Raw genomic sequence first — 20614 nt, forward strand, 5'->3', positions numbered from 1 at the left:
CCTAGCAGCCAGAATTGACCTGTGTAGTCGGCAGTTGTTTCAAATGATCGTTCCCAAACCTTTCGTAAAACAATCAACTGACTGCATCAGACCATCTGAAGTGGCCCGAACGGTTGTGGGTCGAAACAGATATCAACGCCCAATCGAGCGGCCGCGGACAAGTTCACCAAGGCATCCAGCGAGAATTTGTCGATCTTGCCGTTGAGCACATCATTGAGCCGGGGTTGAGTGATGCCCAGGCGTTTGGCCGCGTCCTTTTGCGGCAACTCCCAGGCGCGAATGGTTTTGCACAGTTCCTGCATCAGCCTGGAACGCAGGCGCATGTTGGCCGCTTGTTGTGGAGTGTCTTCCAGCGCATCCCAGACACTGGTGAAACGCTCGGTTTGAATCTGACGTTCGGTCATGGTGTTCAACCTATTTCCTGCAATCTGGCACGTGCCAGTTCGATATCCCGCATTTCGGTTTTTTGTGTGGTTTTACGCAGCGCGTGCAGTACATAAATCGCATCCGGCCGGTTGACCACGTAAAACACTCGAAACGCCCCTGATTCTTCGGTAATCCTGATCTCGTTGACGCCCCGCCCTATGGTCTTCATAGGCCTCCAGTCAAAGGGCTCTTCGCCCTGTTGCAAAAGATCCAGTTGAAAACCCGCAGCCCGTCGCGCATCAAGCGCAAAGGCTTTGAGGTCCTTGAGCGCACTCCCTACAAACACCACATCCTTGTGTCTAGGCATCGACGCCTCCTGTTGCTGACAGGAAAAGCGTAATCACGATTGCCCAAGACTGCGGCTTCGGGTTGTTTCAAAGCGTGGCAGACCAACCTGACGGTGCAAGATCGCTATCAATCAGGCTATATCGAAACAGATATAAATCAAGAAACGAATCGTGAACCCGATGCACGGACACTAATCAAAAACCACCACCTTATCGAACTGGACGCGGAGCGTCCGGGGAGGCATTCCCACGCCGGAGCGTGGGAATGATCAACTACATCTTGACCCGGTACTCCGTTGGGTTCGGTGGGTCGAGGTTGTCCATGGCGCGGTCGATCAGCAGTTGGGCGCCTTCGGCCATGCGGTAGATGGCGAGGGCGACGTTGCGGCGGGAGCCTTCGATTTCGAAGGCGAGGTCGCCGGCGATGGCTTTGATGGAGGCGATGTCTTCAGAGGCGTTGGCCAGGAGGCTGTCGGTGTCGACGCCGGGGGCGACGATGAAGAGTTGGCCTTTGCGGGTGTCGGCCAGGTGGATTTTGGGTGGGGGCGTGCCGAGGTGGTGGTCTAGGGCGCGTTCGGCAGCTTCGTGGAGTTTTTTCGAATCGGGGGATTCGTAGGGGGATGTTGCTGGGTCTTCTGGTGGATTTGGTGTGGCCTTGAACATTGGTGTATCTCCCTGGAACTAAGGAGCTGACACCGTTTCGCTTGCGCTTCGAAAGAGGTGGCAGCTGTGCGTTGGTGTGCAAGACCGGTCCAGGAACCCGGCAGACCCGAAGGTCTCCGACGCACAGCCGCCATAACGATTCGCGAGCATAAAAAAACGCTCGATGAATAGCCATCTACGATTGTGCACCTGGACCGGACTTGCACGTCCGAGTCACCGTTTTTTGGTGACAGGGTGAGACTAGCCGCGAACCACTGGCCGGACTAGTTACCGAACACCGCTACAACTTGAAGGAAATGTCCGAGGAAGTGGGGCTGTGATGATCGTTCCCACGCTCTGCGTGGGAATGCATCCTGTGACGCTCTGCGTCACCTCATGAAGCGGACGCGGAGCGTCCATGGCGGCATTCCTTTGCTGCGCGTGGGAACGATCAGCGTGACGCTTACGCGCCCGGTACGAAATGCTTCTGCGCCGTGCCGCGGGCAATCAGGCGGGAGATGTAGTCGAGCTTTTGCGCATCCTGGTCGACGAAACGGAAGGTCAGTTGCAGCCAGTCGCTGTCGGGTTTCGGCTCGTGAGCGACGATGGCGTGCAAGTAGCCATTCAGACGTGCGACTTCGGCGTTGTCGCCCTGCTCCAGGTCGAGCACGGCGCTGTCGAGCACTTGCGGCAGGGTGTCGGTGCGCTTAACCACCAACAAGGCTTCCTTGATGCTCAACGCTTTGATTACGCATGGCTGAGTACCACTGGGCAGGCGCAGTTGACCTTGACCACGACCACCGGCCGGGGCCGCGGACGCCGCTGGTGCCTTGACCGGCGGGCTGTTGAGCAGACCGCGAGAAGGCGCTGCAGCAGGGGCCGGCGCGGCGGCGGGCTTGGCGAACGGATTGACCGCAGCCGCTGCAGGGGCGACGACAGCAGCCTTGCCGCCCGTGAGCGCGCTGAGGGAGTCGTTGCCGAACGCCGAATTCATCTTGGTGGGTGCGCTGTTCATCAAGGTGTCGAGTTTGCCGACCTTGTTCAACGCCTGCTTGACCTTGGTCAACAGCTGCTCGTTGGTGAACGGTTTGCTGACATAGCCAGAAACGCCGGCCTGAATCGCCTGAACCACGTTTTCCTTGTCGCCACGGCTGGTGACCATGACAAACGGCATGCTCTTGAGATTGTCCTGCTCACGGCACCAGGTGAGCAGTTCGAGGCCAGACATTTCCGGCATTTCCCAGTCGCACAGGACCAGGTCGAATGCTTCCTTGGCCAGCATGGCCTGGGCCTTTTTGCCGTTGACGGCATCTTCGGTCCGGATACCCGGGAAGTAGTTGCGCAGGCACTTCTTTACCAGGTCGCGAATAAACGACGCATCGTCCACGACCAACACACTGATCTTGCTCATCCAACACCCCTATAGAAATCCCGGCAAGCATAACGCTGGCTGATGGCACTTTGCCAAAACTCTTCAGTCACGCCGGGACTTTTCGTTCGCGGGTGCTGCTTTTTCATTCGGCGTTTCAATTCGAAAGCCACACAAACAAAAACGCCCGACCACAAGGCCGGGCGCTTTACTTGGGCAATCTTACTTATCGTCAGCTTTGCCCGGAACATTAGCGCTTTCGGCACTTGTGCCTTCAACTTCTTCCTTCATGCGCTTGAGGCCCAGGTGACGGACATCGGTACCGCGCACCAGGTAAATCACCAACTCGGAAATATTGCGGGCGTGGTCGCCAATCCGCTCCAGCGAACGCAGCACCCAAATAATGCTCAAGACCCGCGTGATAGAACGCGGATCTTCCATCATGTAGGTCGCCAGTTCGCGCAGGGCGGTCTTGTATTCACGGTCGATGACCTTGTCGTACTGGGCCACCGACAGCGCCAGCTCGGCGTCGAAACGAGCGAAGGCATCCAGTGCGTCGCGAACCATGTTGCGCACCTGGTCGCCGATGTGCCGAACTTCGACATAACCCCGCGGGGCCTCGCCTTCTTCGCACAGCTGGATGGCACGACGGGCGATTTTGGTCGCTTCATCGCCGATGCGTTCCAGATCGATCACTGACTTGGAGATGCTGATGATCAAACGCAAGTCGGACGCGGCCGGCTGACGACGGGCCAGAATGCGCAGGCATTCTTCGTCGATATTGCGTTCCATCTGGTTGATCTGGTCGTCGATCTCGCGCACTTGCTGGGCCAGGCCCGAGTCCGCTTCGATCAGTGCAGTGACCGCGTCATTGACCTGTTTCTCGACCAGCCCGCCCATGGCCAGGAGGTGGCTGCGCACTTCCTCGAGCTCAGCGTTGAACTGCTGGGAGATGTGGTGGGTAAGGCCTTCTTTACTAATCATGTTGGCGTCCTTGGAGCGTCCGGTAAGGTGCGGTCTACCGCAGCGATGGTTAAGCGAGCAACGCTAGCGGCATCCTAGCCATAACGACCGGTGATGTAGTCTTCGGTCTGCTTCTTCGCCGGATTGGTGAACAGGGTATCGGTGTCGCCGAATTCCACCAGTTTGCCCATGTACATGAACGCCGTGTAGTCGGAAACCCGAGCGGCCTGTTGCATGTTGTGGGTCACGATGACGATGGTGAACTTGGATTTCAGTTCGTAGATCAGCTCTTCGACTTTCAGCGTCGAGATCGGGTCGAGTGCCGAGCACGGTTCGTCAAGCAGCAGCACTTCCGGCTCGACCGCGATGGTACGAGCGATCACCAGACGTTGCTGCTGACCACCGGACAAGCCGAGTGCCGACTCGTGCAGACGGTCTTTCACTTCATCCCAGAGTGCCGCGCCTTTCAACGCCCATTCGACGGCTTCGTCGAGCACGCGCTTTTTGTTGATGCCTTGAATACGCAGGCCGTAGACCACGTTTTCATAAATGGTTTTCGGGAACGGGTTCGGCTTCTGGAACACCATGCCGACGCGACGACGCAGTTCGGCCACGTCTTCGCCCTTGCGGTAGATGTTGTTGCCGTAGAGGTTGATCTCGCCTTCGACACGGCAGCCATCGACCAGATCGTTCATCCGGTTGAAGGTGCGCAGCAGCGTTGACTTGCCGCAGCCGGACGGGCCGATGAAAGCGGTCACGCGCTGCTTGGGAATGTTCATGCTGACGTCGTACAGCGCTTGTTTGTCGCCGTAGAACAGGCTCAGGCCCGGCACTTCGATGGCCACGGTTTCCTGTGCCAGGTTCAGGCTCTGTTTGTCGCGACCCAGGGCCGACATGTTGATGCCGTGGGTGTGTGTTTCGTGCTGCATGGGAAACTCCCTGTGCTAACAAATTCGGTTCAGTGAACTGCTGGCGTCAGAGCCAGCAGCACATTCAATTTTGGGGACAGCTATCAGCTATCCAGCGCTTTGTATTTCTCGCGCAGGTGGTTACGGATCCACACTGCCGACAGGTTGAGCGTGGCGATCACCAGCACCAGCAACAGCGCCGTGGCGTACACCAGCGGCCGTGCGGCTTCGACGTTCGGGCTCTGGAAGCCGACGTCATAAATATGAAAGCCCAGGTGCATGATTTTCTGGTCAAGGTGCAAGTACGGGTAGTTGCCGTCCACCGGCAGCGACGGCGCCAGTTTCACCACACCCACCAGCATCAGCGGCGCCACTTCACCCGCTGCGCGAGCCACGGCGAGGATCATCCCGGTCATCATCGCCGGGCTGGCCATTGGCAGCACGATCTTCCACAAGGTTTCAGCCTTGGTCGCGCCGAGGGCCAGCGAGCCTTCACGCACGGTGCGAGGAATCCGCGCCAGGCCTTCTTCGGTAGCCACGATCACCACCGGCACCGCCAGCAGCGCCAGGGTCAGCGAGGCCCAGAGCAGGCCCGGCGTACCGAACGTCGGCGCCGGCAGGGCTTCAGGGAAGAACAAACGGTCAACCGAGCCACCGAGTACGTAAACGAAGAAGCCCAGACCGAACACGCCGTAAACGATCGCCGGAACGCCCGCCAGGTTGTTCACCGCAATACGGATCAACCGGGTCATCGGCCCCTGGCGTGCATATTCACGCAGGTAGACCGCTGCCAGTACGCCGAATGGAGTAACGATCATCGCCATGATCAGGGTCATCATCACGGTGCCGAAGATCGCCGGGAAGATCCCGCCTTCGGTGTTGGCTTCACGCGGGTCGTCGCTGAGGAACTCCCAGACCTTCTTGAAGTAGAAGCCCATTTTGGTCAGGTAGCTCATCGCGTTCGGCTGATAGGCGTGAACCACTTTGCCGATGCCGATTTCGATTTCTTTGCCGTTGGCATCGCGAGCCGTCAGGCTGTCACGGTTGAACTGCGTGTGCAGGTCGCTCAAGCGCGCTTCGACATCCTTATAACGGGCGTTCAGTTCAGCGCGTTCGGCGTCCATGTCGGCCTGCGCGGCCGCATCAAGCTTGCCTTCCAACTCCAGTTTGCGACCGTGCAGGCGAACACGCTCAAGCCCGGCGTTGATCGCACCGATGTCGGTTTTTTCCAGGCTCTTGAGCTGCGCTGCAAGCCCGTTGACGCGGTCCACTCGCGCTTGCAGTTCCGGCCAGGCCGCTTCGCCTTCAGCGATGACCTTGCCGTCCTGTTTGACGTTGAGCAGGTAGCCGTAGAAGTTACCCCACTCGCGGCGCTCGATGGTCATCAGTTCGCGCGGCGTGCTCTGGTCGGTCAGCCACTCGCCGACGATCCAGGTGAAGTCATTGCCGTTGATGTCACGGTTACCGACCTTGATCAGCTCGCGGGTCATGAATTCCGGACCTTGATCCGGCACTGGCAAACCCGCGGTTTTCAGACGCTCACGCGGCACTTCTTCCTTCTGCACCACTTCGCCGATGACAACATGGTTGGCCTGGCCCGGCACGTTGTAACTGGCGTGCATCAGGTCTGCCGGCCAGAAGTGGCCCAGACCGCGCACGGCAATCACCGCCAGCAAACCAATGGTCATGATGACCGCGATGGACACCGCGCCACCGCTGATCCAGACGCCGGGGGCGCCGCTCTTGAACCATCCTTTCAAGGAGTTCTGTTTCACAGACTTCTACCTTTCTTAAAGCGACGAGTATTTCTTGCGCAGACGCTGACGGATCAGCTCCGCGAGGGTGTTCATGATGAAGGTGAACAACAGCAGCACCAGCGCCGACAGGAACAACACGCGGTAGTGACTGCCGCCGACTTCCGATTCGGGCATCTCTACCGCCACGTTGGCGGCCAGGGTGCGCAGACCTTCGAACAGGTTCATTTCCATGACCGGGGTGTTACCGGTGGCCATCAGCACGATCATGGTTTCCCCGACCGCACGGCCCATGCCGATCATCAGTGCCGAGAAAATGCCCGGGCTGGCGGTCAGGATCACTACGCGGGTCATGGTCTGCCATGGCGTGGCGCCGAGGGCCAGGGAGCCCAGCGTCAGGCCGCGCGGCACGCTGAACACGGCGTCTTCGGCGATCGAGTAGATGTTCGGGATCACCGCAAAGCCCATGGCCAGACCGACGACCAGAGCGTTGCGCTGGTCGTAGGTAATGCCCAGGTCGTGGGAGATCCACATGCGCATGTCGCCGCCGAAGAACCAGGTTTCCATGTACGGGCTCATGTACAGCGACAACCAGCCCACAAACAGAATCACCGGGATCAGGATCGCGCTTTCCCAGCCGTCCGGCACTTTCAGGCGAATCGACTCGGGCAGGCGACTGAAGATGAAGCCGGCTACCAGAATGCCGATCGGCAAGAGCATCAGCAGGCTGAAGATGCCCGGCAAGTGCCCTTCCACATACGGTGCGAGGAACAGGCCGGCGAAGAAACCGAGGATCACCGTCGGCATCGCTTCCATCAACTCGATCACCGGTTTGACCTTGCGGCGCATGCCCGGTGCCATGAAGTAAGCGGTGTAGATCGCCGCCGCTACCGCCAGCGGTGCAGCCAGCAGCATCGCGTAGAACGCGGCTTTCAGCGTACCGAAGGTCAGTGGCGAAAGGCTCATCTTGGGTTCGAAGTCGGTGTTGGCCGCGGTCGATTGCCAGACGTATTTAGGCTCGTCGTAGTTTTCGTACCAGACCTTGCTCCACAGCGCGCTCCACGAAACTTCCGGGTGCGGGTTGTCGAGCAGCAGCGGTTGCAGCTTGCCGCCCTGTTCCACAATGATCCGGTTGGCACGCGGCGACAGGCCGAAGAGGCCCGCGCCATCCACCACCTGGTTCACCAGCAAGGTGCGGTGGGCAGTGCTGTGGAACACCCCGAGCTTGCCGGCAGTGTCGAGGGCGACGAAGCCTTTGCGACGCTCTTCAGCGGTGATTTCAACGATCGGCGTGGTGCCCATCTGGAAGGTGCGGATCTGTTTCAGTCGTTGCTCGCCATCGGTATCGCGAGCCATGAACCACTGGGCCAGACCACCCTTGGAGTCGCCGATGATCAGCGAGATACCGCCGACCAGTTGAGTACTGGCGGTCACTTGCGCTTCGCCGTCATCCAGCAGTTTGTAGCGACCGTTGAGGCTCTTGTCGCTCAGGCTGAAGACGTCGGCCTGGGCGCGACCATTGACCACGTACAGCCACTGCTGACGCGGGTCGACGAAGATGTTCTTCACCGGTTCGGTCATTTGCGGCAGTTCAATGCGCTTCTGCTCGTTGGTGACCTCACCGGTCATCATGTTTTCTTCGCTGCTCAGCGACAGCACGTGCAATTGCGAACCGGTAGAGCCGGCGAGCAGCAGGGTCGAATCAGTCGCATTGAGGCTGACGTGCTCCAGGGCACCGCCCTGCTCGTTCAGTGCGATCGGCGTTTCGCCGTACGGGAATTCGATGGCTGGCGAGATGGTTTTCTTGCCTTCCGGGTAACTGACTTTATAGGTGTGGCGGAACACCAGTGCCTGACCGTTGGACAAGCCCACGACGACCAGCGGATGGCCGGGCTGGTCTTTACCAATGGCGGTTACGCTGGTGCCGGCCGGGATCGGCAGGTCAATGCGGCTTAGCTCGGCGCCACTGTCGACGTCGAAAAACAGCGCCTGGCCCTTGTCGGAAACCCGCATGGCGACCTGGTTCTGTTCTTCGAGAGAGATCATCAGCGGTTTGCCGGCATCTTGCATCCAGGCCGGGGTGATCGCGTCTTTGGCGGTCAGGCTGGCGCCCTGAAACAGTGGCGCAACGACGTAGCCAAGGAAGAAGAAGATCAGCGTGATCGCACCGAGCACGGCGAGGCCGCCGACGAGGACGTACCAGCGGGTCAGGCGGTCTTTAAGCGCGCGGATGCGACGTTTGCGTTGTAACTCAGGCGTATTGAAGTCAATTCGCTTGGGGGGATTGGTAGTCATTGTGGAATTGGCCAGATCATTCATGCGCACACCCTAGCGATCCTGTATGACAGAAAGATGACAATGCAGTGACGCAACAAATCCGCCGCCCGTATGAACTGGCAGCGGACAGAAATTTGGGGGTGTAGGAGCCGGCTCGCCGGCAGTGCAATCGACCTGGTCGACTGGCTCACCGCGGTGAGGCCATTCACCGCCGAGCCGGCTCCTACTGAGTCAGGACTTCAGCCCTGGCTCAGGGTGTTACTTTTTTGCGACTTCAGCGCCGCCTTCTTGCAGACCCAGGTCAGCCAGTGCCTTGGCGGCAACTTTGGCTGGCAGTGGGATGTAGCCGTCTTTCACGACAACTTCCTGACCCTGCTTGGACAGAACCAGTTTCACGAACTCGGCTTCCAGCGGGGCCAGAGGCTTGTTCGGGGCTTTGTTGACGTAAACGTAGAGGAAACGCGACAGCGGGTATTTGCCGTTCAGGGCGTTTTCTTCGCTGTCTGCGATGTAGTCGGTGCTGCCTTTCTTGGCCAGAGCCACAGTCTTCACGCTAGCAGTTTTGTAGCCGATGCCCGAGTAACCGATACCGTTCAGCGAAGAGCTGATCGATTGCACGACCGAAGCCGAGCCTGGTTGTTCGTTGACGTTTGGCTTGTAGTCGCCTTTGCACAGGGCTTCTTCTTTGAAGTAGCCATATGTGCCGGATACCGAGTTACGACCGAACAGTTGAACCGGCTTGTTCGCCAGGTCGCCTGTCACGCCCAGGTCACCCCAGGTTTTGACTTCTGCTTTAGCGCCGCACAGACGAGTCGAGGAGAAGATCGCGTCGACTTGTTCCATGGTCAGGTGCTGGATCGGGTTGTCCTTGTGCACGAACACGGCCAGGGCATCCACGGCAACCGGGATAGCGGTTGGCTTGTAGCCGTACTTCTGCTCGAAGGCCGCCAGTTCGGTGTCCTTCATCTTGCGGCTCATCGGGCCCAGGTTAGAGGTGCCTTCAGTCAACGCAGGTGGCGCGGTGGCGGAGCCAGCGGCCTGAATCTGGATGTTTACGTTCGGGTATTCTTTTTTGTAGTTCTCAGCCCACAGGGTCATGAGGTTGGCCAGGGTATCGGAACCGACGCTGGACAGGTTGCCCGAAACACCAGTGGCTTTGGTATAAGCCGGGATGGCTGGGTCTACACCAGCGGCTACCGCGTTGGCAGTTGCAACGCCAGCAGCGACAAACGTCATTGCCGCCATCAAACGCTTCAGTTTCATGCCTTACTCCTAGCAAATAGGGTGTGTTAAGTCGGGGCCAAGTATCGGCAGGCCGTGTGAACACTCTATGACCTGAATATGACAATTAGATGAAAGGCCAGCATTCGATGAGAACGCTGGCCTGATGATCGTTCCCACGCTCTGCGTGGGAATGCCGCCATGGACGCTCTGCGTCCGCCTCGAGATGTGACGCGGAGCGTCACGGGATGCATTCCCACGCGGTAGCGTGGGAACGATCATCCAGGCAGATTTAGCGGTTGTTCTTCCAGAGATAACCACCCACCAGAATCCCGATGCTGCAGATGATTGCCACATAGTAGGCAGGCCCCATCGGGCTTTCCTTAAGCAGCAGGGTGACGACCATCGGGGTCAGGCCGCCGAAGATCGCGTAGGCCAGGTTGTAGGAGAACGACAGGCCGCTGAAGCGCACCACGGCCGGGAACGCCTTGACCATCACGAACGGCACCGCGCCGATAGTGCCGACGAACAGACCGGTCAGCGCGTACAGCGGGAACAGCCAGTCGGGGTGATTGAACAGGCTGTGGTAGAAGGTCCAGGACGTCGCCAGCAGCGCCGCGCTGCCAAACACGAACACTCGGCCAGCGCCGAAGCGATCCGCCAGCGCACCGGAGATCACACAGCCCAGACTCAGGCACACGATGGCCACGCTATTGGCTTGCAGCGCAGTCGCGGCCGAGAAGTGATAAATGGTTTGCAGCACGGTCGGGGTCATCAGAATCACCACGATGATCCCGGCCGACAACAACCAGGTCAGCAGCATCGAGAGGGCGATGGCGCCGCGATGGTCACGCAGTACCGCACGCAGCGGCACCTCTTCGGCCAGCGCCTTGCGCAGTTGCAGTTCGGCGAACACCGGGGTTTCGTGCAGCCAACGGCGCAGGTAGACCGAGAACAGGCCGAACACACCGCCGAGCAGGAACGGGATACGCCAGGCGTAATCAGCCACTTGCTCAGTGGTGTAGAGGCTGTTGATTGCGGTGGCGACCAGCGAGCCGAGCAGGATGCCGGCGGTCAGGCCGCACGTCAGCGTGCCGCAAGCGTAGCCGATATGCCGCTGCGGCACGTGTTCGGAAACGAATACCCAGGCCCCCGGCACCTCACCGCCAATCGCCGCGCCCTGGATCACCCGCATCAGCAGCAACAGGATCGGCGCCCACATACCGATCTGCGCGTACGTCGGCAGCAAACCCATGATCAGTGTCGGTACGGCCATCATGAAAATGCTCAGGGTGAACATTTTCTTGCGCCCCAGCAGGTCGCCGAAGTGCGCCATGACGATGCCGCCCAGTGGCCGCGCCAGGTAACCGGCGGCAAAGATGCCGAAGGTCTGCATCAGCCGCAGCCACTCGGGCATGTCCGCCGGGAAGAACAACTTGCCAACCACCGTGGCGAAGAACACGAAGATGATGAAGTCGTAAAACTCCAGCGCGCCGCCCAAGGCGGAAAGCGACAGTGTCTTGTAGTCGTTACCGGTCAAGGGGCGCGCAGGTTGCGCGGGTGTCGCGATGCTCGATGGCGCTGTGGTCATGGCAAGGGCTTCTCTTATAGTCAGATCCGCAACCCCAACAACGCTGGCAGGGGTTTGGGCAGGTTCGGCACGATAGCAAATTGTTCGAAAAAGCACAGGAAAGTGCGTATTTGGCAGTCAAAATGAGAACCCGATGGTCGTCTCGGAGTCTACCGACCGATATACTCGCAACCGTGCAACACTTTGTAAGGGGTTGCTGTGCGAAAACGTCGTTGGCCTTTGTCAGCCGGTTTCGCAGAGTTTCCCTTTAGCGCGCCTTATGGAAAACGTGACGAACGTAGTATGTTCGGGGCTGAATCGTTTTTCCCAAGACGGCTATTCACCCGCTACATATTCCAAGAGTCACGGCTCAGAGGCACCCTCGGCATGATAGAGCTCGAACAAGAAGATCCTATTCCGCAAGGCGATCTGGCCCTGCAAATCACCGCGCTTCCCCGCGAAACCAACGGCTTTGGCGATATTTTCGGCGGCTGGCTGGTGTCTCAGATGGATTTGGCCGGTACGGCGATGGCCAGCAAGGTCGCGGGCGGACGCGTCGCCACCGTGGCGATCGATCGCATGGCCTTCCTGGTGCCGGTCGCCGTGGGCGCGCAGCTGTCCTTCTATACTCAGGCAACGGAAATCGGCCGCAGCTCGATCAAGATGATGGTCGAGGTCTGGAGCGACGATCCGCTGTCCAGCGAATGGCGTAAAGTCACTGAGGCGGTGTTCGTGTTCGTCGCCATCGATGGCAGCGGCCGCACCCGCTCGGTTCCGCCCAGAGCTCGTTAAACCGGGCGGCCGTTTTACGGTCCATTGACGTCATTGATCCTGAACGAGATGTGCAACATGCCGACTCCCAACGTTGAAGCCGTGAAACTGGATGAACTGAACTGCTGGCGCATCCGCCACGGTCAGGCCGAATTGCTGGTGGCCCAGCAAGGCGCGCACATCCTCAGTTATCAACTGGCCGGGCAACCGCCGCTGATCTGGCTCAACGATGAGGCGGTGTTCAAAACCGGCAAAAGCATCCGCGCCGGTGTTCCGGTGTGCTGGCCGTGGTTTGGCAACCTGGACCGCAACCCGCCGAGCGTTCAGGCGATGCGCATCAGCGATCAACCCGCTACCGCCCATGGGCTGGTACGGGCGATGGACTGGGGGCTGGGCGCGATTGAAGCCGAAGGCGAAAGCCTGAAGGTCGAATTTGTCCTGCCGCTACCGGAAGGCGGCCTGCCTGGCTGGCCGCATCAGGTCGATTTGACGCTGAGCATTCATCTCGATGAGCAGCTGCACATCAGCCTGACCAGCCACAATCGCGGCGCCGGCAGTGTGAGCATCAGCCAGGCGCTGCACAGCTACTACGCAGTCAGCGATGTACGCAACGTGCACGTCGAAGGCCTGGACCGGCTGAACTACATAGAAACCCTGGATAACTGGAAAACCGTCACTCAGACCGGCGACCTGCGTTTTGCCGGGGAAACCGACCGGATCTACCTGAATACACCGGCGCAATTGAGCATCGTCGATCCTGCCTGGGAACGACGCATCGAGCTGACCAGCAGCGGCTCGCGCTCGGCGGTGATCTGGAACCCGTGGATTGCGCGCGCGGCACAGTTCAGTGACATGGCCGACGATGGCTGGCAGCGCATGCTGTGCATCGAAACGGCGAACGTGATGGATGACATCGTGACCCTGGCGCCAGGAGCGAGTCATACGCTGGGCGTCAGCATCGCCAGCAAAACCCTTTAAGCAACACTGCGATCAACTGTGGCGAGGGAGCTTGCTCCCGCTCGGCCGCGAAGCGGTCGTAAAACCAGGCAATGGGTTCTGCCTGTCAGAACTCGATTGCTGGTGTTGGGACTGCTGCGCAGTCCAGCGGGAGCAAGCTCCCTCGCCACAGGTCTTGTGCAGAACTCCAGACCTTACAAATCCGACTCTTTGACCACCCGTACTTTCGCCGCATCCAGTGCATACGCTGCATCGGCCAGGTCGTTGTTGACCTTCTCGATCTTCAGCGTACCGGTGACCCACAGCGGTGTGTAGATATCGTCCAGCTTCAAGCCTTTCGGATAGCGCACCAGCACCAACTGGTTAGGCGGCGGTGGTGGCACGTGGATGCAGGCGCCCGGGTACGGCACCAGGAAGAACAGCGTGCTGCGACCCTTGGCATCGGTTTCCAAAGGCACGGGATACCCGCCGATGCGGATGTTCTTGTCGTTCATCGACGCCACGGTCTTGGTCGAATACATCACCGCCGGCAAACCCTTGCTCTGCTTCAAGCCACCCTTGTCAGTAAAGGTGCCATTGGCTTCGGGCGAGTTGTGGTCGATTTCAGGCATGGCCTCAAGGGCTTTCTGATCCGACTTGGGCATCAGTTCGAGCCAGTCGGTTTCCGGCAGTTCGCCGGCATGAGCCAGGCCAGTGCCCAGCAATAGGAGAGTCAGCAGAAGACGGCGCATGAAATGTGCTCGGCAAAGGGGAGTCAGTAAATCGTCGAGCATTCTAGTCCTCTCTGCCCGTGCGGCAGAGAGGGCTTTGTCGCTTGAATCAGGTGTTTTTCTTGATGAAACCGTAGATCACCAACAGGATAATCGCGCCCACCAGTGCACCGATGAAGCCCGCACCTTGGCCAGCCTGATAGATACCCAGTGCCTGGCCGCCGTACGTGGCCGCCAGCGAACCGCCGATGCCAAGCAGGATGGTCATGATCCAGCCCATGCTGTCGTCACCTGGTTTCAGGAAACGAGCCAGCAGGCCAACGATCAATCCGATGAAGATGGTTCCAATAATGTGCATGGCGTTTCCCTCTGAATGATGTGGGTATGCCAAAGCCTAGCCAGACTTTGGCATCCTGCCATCAGAGATCGGCGGCGACCGAAGGTTCCGTCGCTGCCAGATGAAACTATTCGGCAATCAGCGCTTCGACCTTGAGGATCTGCTGCGCAAGCGTGGCTTTGTCGGCGCAACGCAGGTTGGCGTGACCGACCTTGCGGCCGACCTTGAACGCCTTGCCGTAGTGGTGCAGATGGCAATCGGCGATGGCGATGACCTTCTCAACCGGCGGTACCACACCGATGAAGTTGAGCATCGCGCTCTCGCCGACCTTGGCGGTCGAACCCAGCGGCAGGCCGGCAACGGCGCGCAGGTGGTTTTCGAACTGACTGCACTCGGCGCCTTCAGTGGTCCAATGCCCGGAGTTGTGTACGCGCGGGGCGATTTCGTTGGCCTTGAGGCCGCCGTCGACTTCGAAGAACTCGAACGCCATCACGCCGACATAGTCCAGCTGCTTGAGCACGCGGCTGGAGTAATCCTCGGCCAAGGCTTGCAGCGGGTGGTCGGTGCTGGCCACGGACAACTTGAGAATGCCGCTGTCGTGGGTGTTGTGGACCAGCGGGTAGAACTTCGTTTCACCATCGCGAGCGCGCACGGCGATCAGAGACACTTCACCGGTGAACGGCACAAAGCCTTCCAGCAAGCAGGCCACGCTGCCCAGCTCGGCGAACGTACCGACCACATCGGCCGGCGTGCGCAGGACTTTCTGGCCCTTGCCGTCGTAACCCAGGGTGCGGGTTTTCAGTACGGCGGGCAGGCCGATGGTGGCTACCGCAGCCTCCAGGTCGGCTTGCGAGTGGATATCGGCGAAGGCCGGCGTCGGAATGCCCAGGTCCTTGAACAGGCTCTTTTCGAACCAGCGATCACGGGCAATGCGCAGCGCTTCGGCACTCGGGTAAACCGGAACGAATTGCGACAGGAAGGCCACGGTTTCGGCAGGGACGCTTTCGAACTCGAAGGTCACCAGGTCGACTTCATCGGCCAACTGGCGCAGGTGATCCTGATCGCCGTAATCGGCCCGCAGGTGCTCACCCAGCGCGGCTGCACAGGCATCCGGCGCGGGGTCCAGAAAAGCGAAGTTCATTCCCAGCGGCGTACCTGCCAGGGCCAACATGCGACCCAACTGGCCGCCACCGATTACACCGATCTTCATCGTCAACAACCTCAGGCGATGCGTGGGTCTGGATTGTCCAGGACGCTGTCTGTCTGCTCAGCACGGAAGGTTTTCAGCACCGCGTGGAATTGCGGGTGCTTGGCGCCCAGGATACTCGCCGAGAGCAGGGCTGCGTTGATCGCGCCGGCCTTGCCGATGGCCAGGGTAGCGACCGGGATGCCCGCAGGCATCTGCACGATCGACAGCAGCGAATCGACGCCCGAGAGCATCGACGACTGCACCGGCACGCCCAGCACCGGCAGGTGGGTCTTGGCCGCACACATGCCAGGCAAGTGGGCCGCGCCGCCGGCACCGGCGATAATCACCTCGATGCCACGGGCCTCGGCCTCTTCGGCATACTGGAACAGCAGGTCCGGGGTGCGGTGGGCAGAGACCACTTTCACCTCGTAAGGGATGCCGAGCTTTTCCAGCATATCGGCGGTGTGGCTAAGGGTGGACCAATCGGACTTGGAGCCCATGATCACGCCAACCAGTGCGCTCATCGTCGTGCCTCTTCTCTCTGGGCGCCCGCAGGCGCGTCAAAAAACAACAAGCCACGCAAATGCGTGGCTTGTTGTACGAATTATGGCCAGACGAACCGGCCGAAGGCCGCGCAGTATACCTCAATGAAGCAGATAAACAGCCCCCCGCGCGACCATCTGTCATACGGCGCAAAGTGCCGGTTTTATTGACCTGACGGTCAATCCAATACAACACGAATCCCACACTGGATCTTCAGAGTCTCAAGGGGTTTGCGCGGCACTGCCTTCCAGCTTGCGCCACAACAGCCTTACGTTGGCCTTGCGCACCAGCGCGCAGCGGTACAGGCGAATCTCCAGTGGCACGTGCCATTGCGGGCCACCGCAGACCACCAGCTCACCGCGCGCCAGTTCGGCACGCACGCTGAGCTGCGGCACCCAGGCAATGCCCAGCCCTTCCAGCGCCATGCTTTTCAGGCTGTCGGCCATGGCGGTTTCATAAATGGTGGTGAAACGCAGCGCGCGCTGGCGCAGCAGCATGTTCACCGAACGCCCGAGAAAAGCCCCGGCGCTGTAAGCCAACAGCGGCACGCTGGCCTCGCCTTCGAGGTCAAACAGCGGCTTGCCATCCGCATCGGCCGCACAGACCGGGAGCATTTCGGTGTCGCCCAGGTGCAGTGACGGGAAAATCTCCGGGTCCATTTGCATGGCCGCATCCGGGTCATAAAACGCCAGCATCAGATCGCAGCCGCCTTCGCGCAGGGCGTGCACGGCGTCACCGACGTTGGTCGCCACCAGCCGCGTGGCGATGTTCAACCCTTCGTTGCGCAGCTGCGCGATCCAGCGCGGGAAGAAACCCAGCGCCAGGGAGTGAGCCGCCGCGACTTGCATCACTTCGCCCTGCCCGCCTTCGAGGTGATGCAAATGCCGCAGCACTTCGCCGAGTTGCTCGACCACCGTACGCGCCGTGACCAGAAACAACTGCCCCGCCGCCGTCAGTTCGATAGGCGTGCGCGAGCGATTGACCAGGGTCAGCCCCAGCGCGGCTTCGAGGCTGCGGATCCGCCGGCTGAATGCCGGCTGAGTCACAAAGCGCCGTTCGGCGGCCTGCGAAAAGCTGCGGGTGGCGGCCAGGGCACTAAAGTCCTCGAGCCATTTGCTTTCCAGATTCATCACGCCCTCCCGGAGATGCACCATTTTAGGTCACACGCTTGCCGTACACACGGCGTCACACGGGCATTATGCCGAATATGCATAGGGCAGTGCTTAACAGCATTGGCCCAAAATTTTCCACAAGCCTAGCATTCGCAGCGTTCCGGCATAGACCGGGTCCATATCGAGATGATTTCTATCATGTCCTCCGCTGCATCTTTCCGCACAGAAAAAGACCTGCTTGGCGTACTCGAAGTACCAGCTCAAGCGTATTACGGCATCCAGACCCTGCGAGCGGTGAACAACTTCCGTCTCTCCGGCGTTCCGATTTCGCATTACCCGAAGCTGGTTGTGGGTCTGGCAATGGTCAAGCAGGCTGCTGCTGACGCCAACCGCGAGCTGGGTCACCTGAGCGAAGTCAAGCACGCTGCCATCAGCGAAGCGTGTGCCCGTCTGATCCGCGGCGATTTCCACGAAGAGTTCGTGGTGGACATGATTCAAGGCGGCGCTGGCACTTCAACCAACATGAATGCCAACGAAGTCATCGCCAACATCGCGCTGGAGGCCATGGGCCACAGCAAGGGCGAATACCAATACCTGCACCCGAACAACGACGTGAACATGGCCCAGTCGACCAACGACGCCTACCCGACGGCCATCCGTCTGGGTCTGCTGTTGGGTCACGACGCCCTGCTCGCCAGCCTCGACAGCCTGATCCAGTCGTTCGCTGCCAAAGGTGAAGAATTCAGCCACGTTCTGAAGATGGGTCGTACCCAGCTGCAAGACGCCGTGCCGATGACCCTTGGCCAGGAATTCCGCGCCTTCGCCACCACCCTGAGCGAAGACCTGGCACGCCTGAAGACACTGGCACCGGAACTGCTGACCGAAGTGAACCTGGGCGGCACCGCGATTGGTACCGGCATCAACGCCGACCCGCGTTACCAGCACTTGGCTGTTCAGCGCCTGGCACTGATCAGCGGTCAACCGCTGGTACCGGCCGCCGACCTGATCGAAGCGACTTCCGACATGGGCGCCTTCGTGCTGTTCTCCGGCATGCTCAAGCGCACCGCGGTCAAGCTGTCGAAGATCTGCAACGACTTGCGCCTGCTGTCCAGCGGCCCACGCACCGGCATCAACGAAATCAACCTGCCAGCGCGTCAGCCAGGCAGCTCGATCATGCCAGGCAAGGTCAACCCGGTTATTCCTGAAGCCGTTAACCAGGTGGCCTTCCAGATCATCGGTAACGACCTGGCACTGACCATCGCGGCCGAAGGCGGCCAGCTGCAACTGAACGTGATGGAGCCGTTGATCGCCTTCAAGATCTTCGACTCGATCCGCCTGCTGCAACGCGCCATGGACATGCTGCGCGAGCACTGCATCGTCGGCATCACCGCCAACGAAGCCCGCTGCCGTGAACTGGTCGAACACTCGATCGGCCTGGTCACCGCGCTGAACCCGTACATCGGCTATGAAAACGCCACCCGCATCGCCCGTATCGCCCTTGAAAGCGGCCGCGGCGTGCTGGAACTGGTGCGCGAAGAAGGCTTGCTCGACGACGCCATGCTCGCCGACATCCTGCGCCCGGAAAACATGATTGCTCCGCGTCTGGTACCACTGAAAGCCTAACGCTGTTGTAACTGCTCACCAGGTCGAGGGACTAGACACCTCTCACCTTTTGAGGGCCTGGAGTTCATTCTCCGGGCCCTTTTTTTTAAATCTTTTGCGGATTTTCCAAACATGTCATGTGTTTTCAATACCGCCAAGATCGCAGCCTTCGGCAGCTCCTACACCGGGATTGACGTGCACCCGTAGAAGCTGCCGAAGGCTGCGATTTTTTGATCTTGCAGCCCCTTGTTTTATCGTTCGCACCACAACCGTGCAGACGGACGCCGCACTGATAGGTATAGTGCCGCCCCTCTTCGCGTGAGCGGTCGTCGGTAACGAGACCCAAACCCATGCGAAACCCGAACTAATAACAAACCCGCGATATGGATCCGGAACGAACATCGCCCCATCCGTTGTGCCGTGCACAGACCGGTGTAACGCGATGTTTCGACCGCCAACAATCGCCTACACAAAAAACAGCGAGGAATACTCCATGCTCGAAGTCATCAACGACTTCCTCTCAGGGAAAGTACTGATCGTGCTCATTGTCGGGCTCGGTAGCTACTTCACGATCCGCTCGCGTTTCGTCCAATTGCGTCACTTCCTACACATGTTCTCGGTCTTCAAGGACAGCCTGCGTAGCAGCAGCGAGCAACTCAGCTCGTTCCAGGCCCTGATGCTCAGCCTCGCCGGCCGCGTCGGCGCAGGCAATATCGCGGGTGTCGGCATTGCCGTGACCCTCGGTGGCCCGGGCGCAGTGTTCTGGATGTGGGTGACCGCACTGGTCGGCATGTCCAGCAGCTTCTTCGAATGCTCCCTCGGCCAGCTCTATAAGCGCTGCGACTCCGAAGGTCAGTACCGTGGCGGCCCGTCCTACTACATCCAGCACGGCCTGCAGAAGCGCTGGTTGGGCATGATCATGGCATTCCTGTTGCTGGTGACCTTCGGGTTCGCCTTCAACGGCCTGCAATCCCATGCCGTGACCCACTCGCTCAATAACGCCTTCGGCCTGAACACCACCTACACCGGCCTGGGCCTGGCGGTGCTGTTGGGCCTGGTGTTTATCGGCGGGATCAAGCGGATCGCCAAAGTGGCCGACCTGCTGGTACCGGTGAAGACCCTGGTCTACATCGGCGTGACCATCTACGTGATCGTGCTGCAATTCGACCACGTGCCGGGCATGCTGGTGACCATCGTCAAGAGCGCATTCGGTCTGGACCAGGCCTTCGGCGGTCTGATCGGCAGCGCCATCGTCATGGGCGTGAAGCGCGGCGTGTTCGCCAACGAAGCCGGCCTGGGCAGTGCGCCTAACGTCGCAGCCGTGGCTTCGGTCGAGCACCCGGTCGCACAAGGCGTGGTTCAGGCGTTCAGCGTGTTCCTCGACACCTTCGTGATCTGCACCTGCACTGCATTGCTGATCTTGCTGTCGGGCTTCTACACACCAGGCTTCGAAGGCGACGGCATTGCCCTGACCCAGAACTCCCTGGCCGCCGTAGTCGGTGATTGGGGCCGGATGTTCATCAGCGTCGCGCTGGCGTTGTTCGTGTTCACCTCGATCCTCTACAACTACTACCTGGGCGAGAGCAACCTGCGCTTCCTGATCGGTGAAAACCGCAAGGTGCTGATCGGCTACCGCGCAATGGTACTGGCGTTGATCTTCTGGGGCGCCATCGAAAACCTGAGCACCGTGTTCGCCTTCGCCGACATCACCATGACAATGCTCGCGTTCGTGAACCTGATCGCCTTGTTCCTGCTGTTCAACGTTGGCATGCGCATCCTGAATGACTACGACGCTCAACGCCGCGCCGGGATCAAGACGCCAGTGTTTGACTCCAGCAAATTCCCGGACCTGGACCTGGACCTCAAAGCCTGGCCAGCCAACCCGCCAGCCGCTGCTCCGAAAGCCGAAGCCGAGCCGCAAGGCGTGACCTCAGCGCAACGCTGATCGGTTAAAACCGGGCGCATCCCCTGCGCCC

The 20614-nt window shown here is 59.9% G+C and carries 19 protein-coding genes; 4 read left to right on the forward strand and 15 right to left on the reverse strand.

Annotated features, from left to right (window positions below):
* Positions 1–86: 86 nt before the first annotated feature.
* The 10 genes from KRR23_RS00410 to KRR23_RS00455 all read right to left on the reverse strand — a co-directional run bounded on the left by KRR23_RS00410 (position 87) and on the right by KRR23_RS00455 (position 11438).
* The gene (locus KRR23_RS00410; protein ID WP_216740910.1) at positions 87–404 is read right to left on the reverse strand and encodes a helix-turn-helix domain-containing protein; all 318 of its coding nucleotides are present in this window, start codon (positions 402–404) and stop codon (positions 87–89) included.
* A 5-nt stretch (positions 405–409) separates the two neighbouring features.
* Positions 410–733 carry a type II toxin-antitoxin system RelE/ParE family toxin gene (locus KRR23_RS00415; protein ID WP_216740911.1) on the reverse strand — a complete coding sequence of 108 codons (324 nt, stop codon included), beginning with the start codon at positions 731–733 and terminating at the stop codon, positions 410–412.
* 253 nt (positions 734–986) lie between these two features.
* Positions 987–1376: a DUF6124 family protein gene (locus KRR23_RS00420; protein ID WP_216740912.1), complete on the reverse strand. Its 390-nt coding sequence runs from the start codon at positions 1374–1376 to the stop codon at positions 987–989.
* A gap of 442 nt (positions 1377–1818) precedes the next feature.
* The gene (locus KRR23_RS00425; protein WP_216740913.1) at positions 1819–2766 is read right to left on the reverse strand and encodes a response regulator; all 948 of its coding nucleotides are present in this window, start codon (positions 2764–2766) and stop codon (positions 1819–1821) included.
* A gap of 180 nt (positions 2767–2946) precedes the next feature.
* Positions 2947–3708, reverse strand: coding sequence for a phosphate signaling complex protein PhoU (gene phoU, locus KRR23_RS00430; protein ID WP_054594760.1), 762 nt, complete (start codon positions 3706–3708; stop codon positions 2947–2949).
* Between the two features lie 74 nt (positions 3709–3782).
* Entirely contained in the window at positions 3783–4616 is an 834-nt protein-coding gene (gene pstB, locus KRR23_RS00435) for a phosphate ABC transporter ATP-binding protein PstB (protein ID WP_216740914.1), read from the reverse strand.
* A gap of 83 nt (positions 4617–4699) precedes the next feature.
* Positions 4700–6370 carry a phosphate ABC transporter permease PstA gene (gene pstA / locus KRR23_RS00440; protein WP_216740915.1) on the reverse strand — a complete coding sequence of 557 codons (1671 nt, stop codon included), beginning with the start codon at positions 6368–6370 and terminating at the stop codon, positions 4700–4702.
* 15 nt (positions 6371–6385) lie between these two features.
* Positions 6386–8668, reverse strand: coding sequence for an ABC transporter permease subunit (locus KRR23_RS00445; protein WP_216740916.1), 2283 nt, complete (start codon positions 8666–8668; stop codon positions 6386–6388).
* A 216-nt stretch (positions 8669–8884) separates the two neighbouring features.
* A complete protein-coding gene (locus KRR23_RS00450) occupies positions 8885–9889 on the reverse strand; it encodes a phosphate ABC transporter substrate-binding protein PstS (protein ID WP_054594764.1) in 1005 nt (334 codons plus the stop codon).
* A 250-nt stretch (positions 9890–10139) separates the two neighbouring features.
* On the reverse strand, positions 10140–11438 hold the full coding sequence (locus KRR23_RS00455; RefSeq protein WP_216740917.1) for an MFS transporter: 1299 nt from the start codon (positions 11436–11438) through the stop codon (positions 10140–10142).
* 366 nt (positions 11439–11804) lie between these two features.
* Here KRR23_RS00455 and KRR23_RS00460 point away from each other — a divergent pair, with 366 nt between their 5' ends.
* Together KRR23_RS00460 and KRR23_RS00465 are read left to right on the forward strand one after the other, a co-directional pair.
* The gene (locus KRR23_RS00460; protein WP_019694314.1) at positions 11805–12209 is read left to right on the forward strand and encodes an acyl-CoA thioesterase; all 405 of its coding nucleotides are present in this window, start codon (positions 11805–11807) and stop codon (positions 12207–12209) included.
* 57 nt (positions 12210–12266) lie between these two features.
* Entirely contained in the window at positions 12267–13166 is a 900-nt protein-coding gene (locus KRR23_RS00465) for a D-hexose-6-phosphate mutarotase (protein ID WP_216740918.1), read from the forward strand.
* Between the two features lie 173 nt (positions 13167–13339).
* Here the strand turns inward: KRR23_RS00465 and KRR23_RS00470 are convergent, their stop codons facing one another.
* From KRR23_RS00470 to KRR23_RS00490, 5 genes are all read right to left on the reverse strand, one after another.
* Positions 13340–13876: a DUF3299 domain-containing protein gene (locus KRR23_RS00470; RefSeq protein ID WP_216740919.1), complete on the reverse strand. Its 537-nt coding sequence runs from the start codon at positions 13874–13876 to the stop codon at positions 13340–13342.
* Positions 13877–13964: 88 nt separating this feature from the next.
* Positions 13965–14213: a GlsB/YeaQ/YmgE family stress response membrane protein gene (locus KRR23_RS00475; protein ID WP_216740920.1), complete on the reverse strand. Its 249-nt coding sequence runs from the start codon at positions 14211–14213 to the stop codon at positions 13965–13967.
* A 106-nt stretch (positions 14214–14319) separates the two neighbouring features.
* Complete coding sequence (locus tag KRR23_RS00480) at positions 14320–15402, reverse strand: 5-(carboxyamino)imidazole ribonucleotide synthase (RefSeq protein WP_216740921.1); 1083 nt, start codon at positions 15400–15402, stop codon at positions 14320–14322.
* 11 nt (positions 15403–15413) lie between these two features.
* Entirely contained in the window at positions 15414–15905 is a 492-nt protein-coding gene (purE, locus tag KRR23_RS00485) for a 5-(carboxyamino)imidazole ribonucleotide mutase (RefSeq protein WP_019694319.1), read from the reverse strand.
* Between the two features lie 240 nt (positions 15906–16145).
* Entirely contained in the window at positions 16146–17054 is a 909-nt protein-coding gene (locus KRR23_RS00490; protein WP_054594768.1) for a LysR substrate-binding domain-containing protein, read from the reverse strand.
* A 180-nt stretch (positions 17055–17234) separates the two neighbouring features.
* On the opposite strand from KRR23_RS00490, the gene KRR23_RS00495 reads away from it, so the two are divergent.
* Together KRR23_RS00495 and KRR23_RS00500 are read left to right on the forward strand one after the other, a co-directional pair.
* Complete coding sequence (locus KRR23_RS00495) at positions 17235–18659, forward strand: aspartate ammonia-lyase (RefSeq protein ID WP_123584417.1); 1425 nt, start codon at positions 17235–17237, stop codon at positions 18657–18659.
* A gap of 472 nt (positions 18660–19131) precedes the next feature.
* On the forward strand, positions 19132–20583 hold the full coding sequence (locus KRR23_RS00500; RefSeq protein ID WP_216740922.1) for a sodium:alanine symporter family protein: 1452 nt from the start codon (positions 19132–19134) through the stop codon (positions 20581–20583).
* The last annotated feature ends 31 nt before the right edge of the window (positions 20584–20614 follow it).

It is taken from the genome of Pseudomonas sp. CVAP#3 (genome assembly GCF_018986375.1).
Taxonomy (GTDB): Bacteria; Pseudomonadota; Gammaproteobacteria; order Pseudomonadales; family Pseudomonadaceae; genus Aquipseudomonas; species Aquipseudomonas helvetica.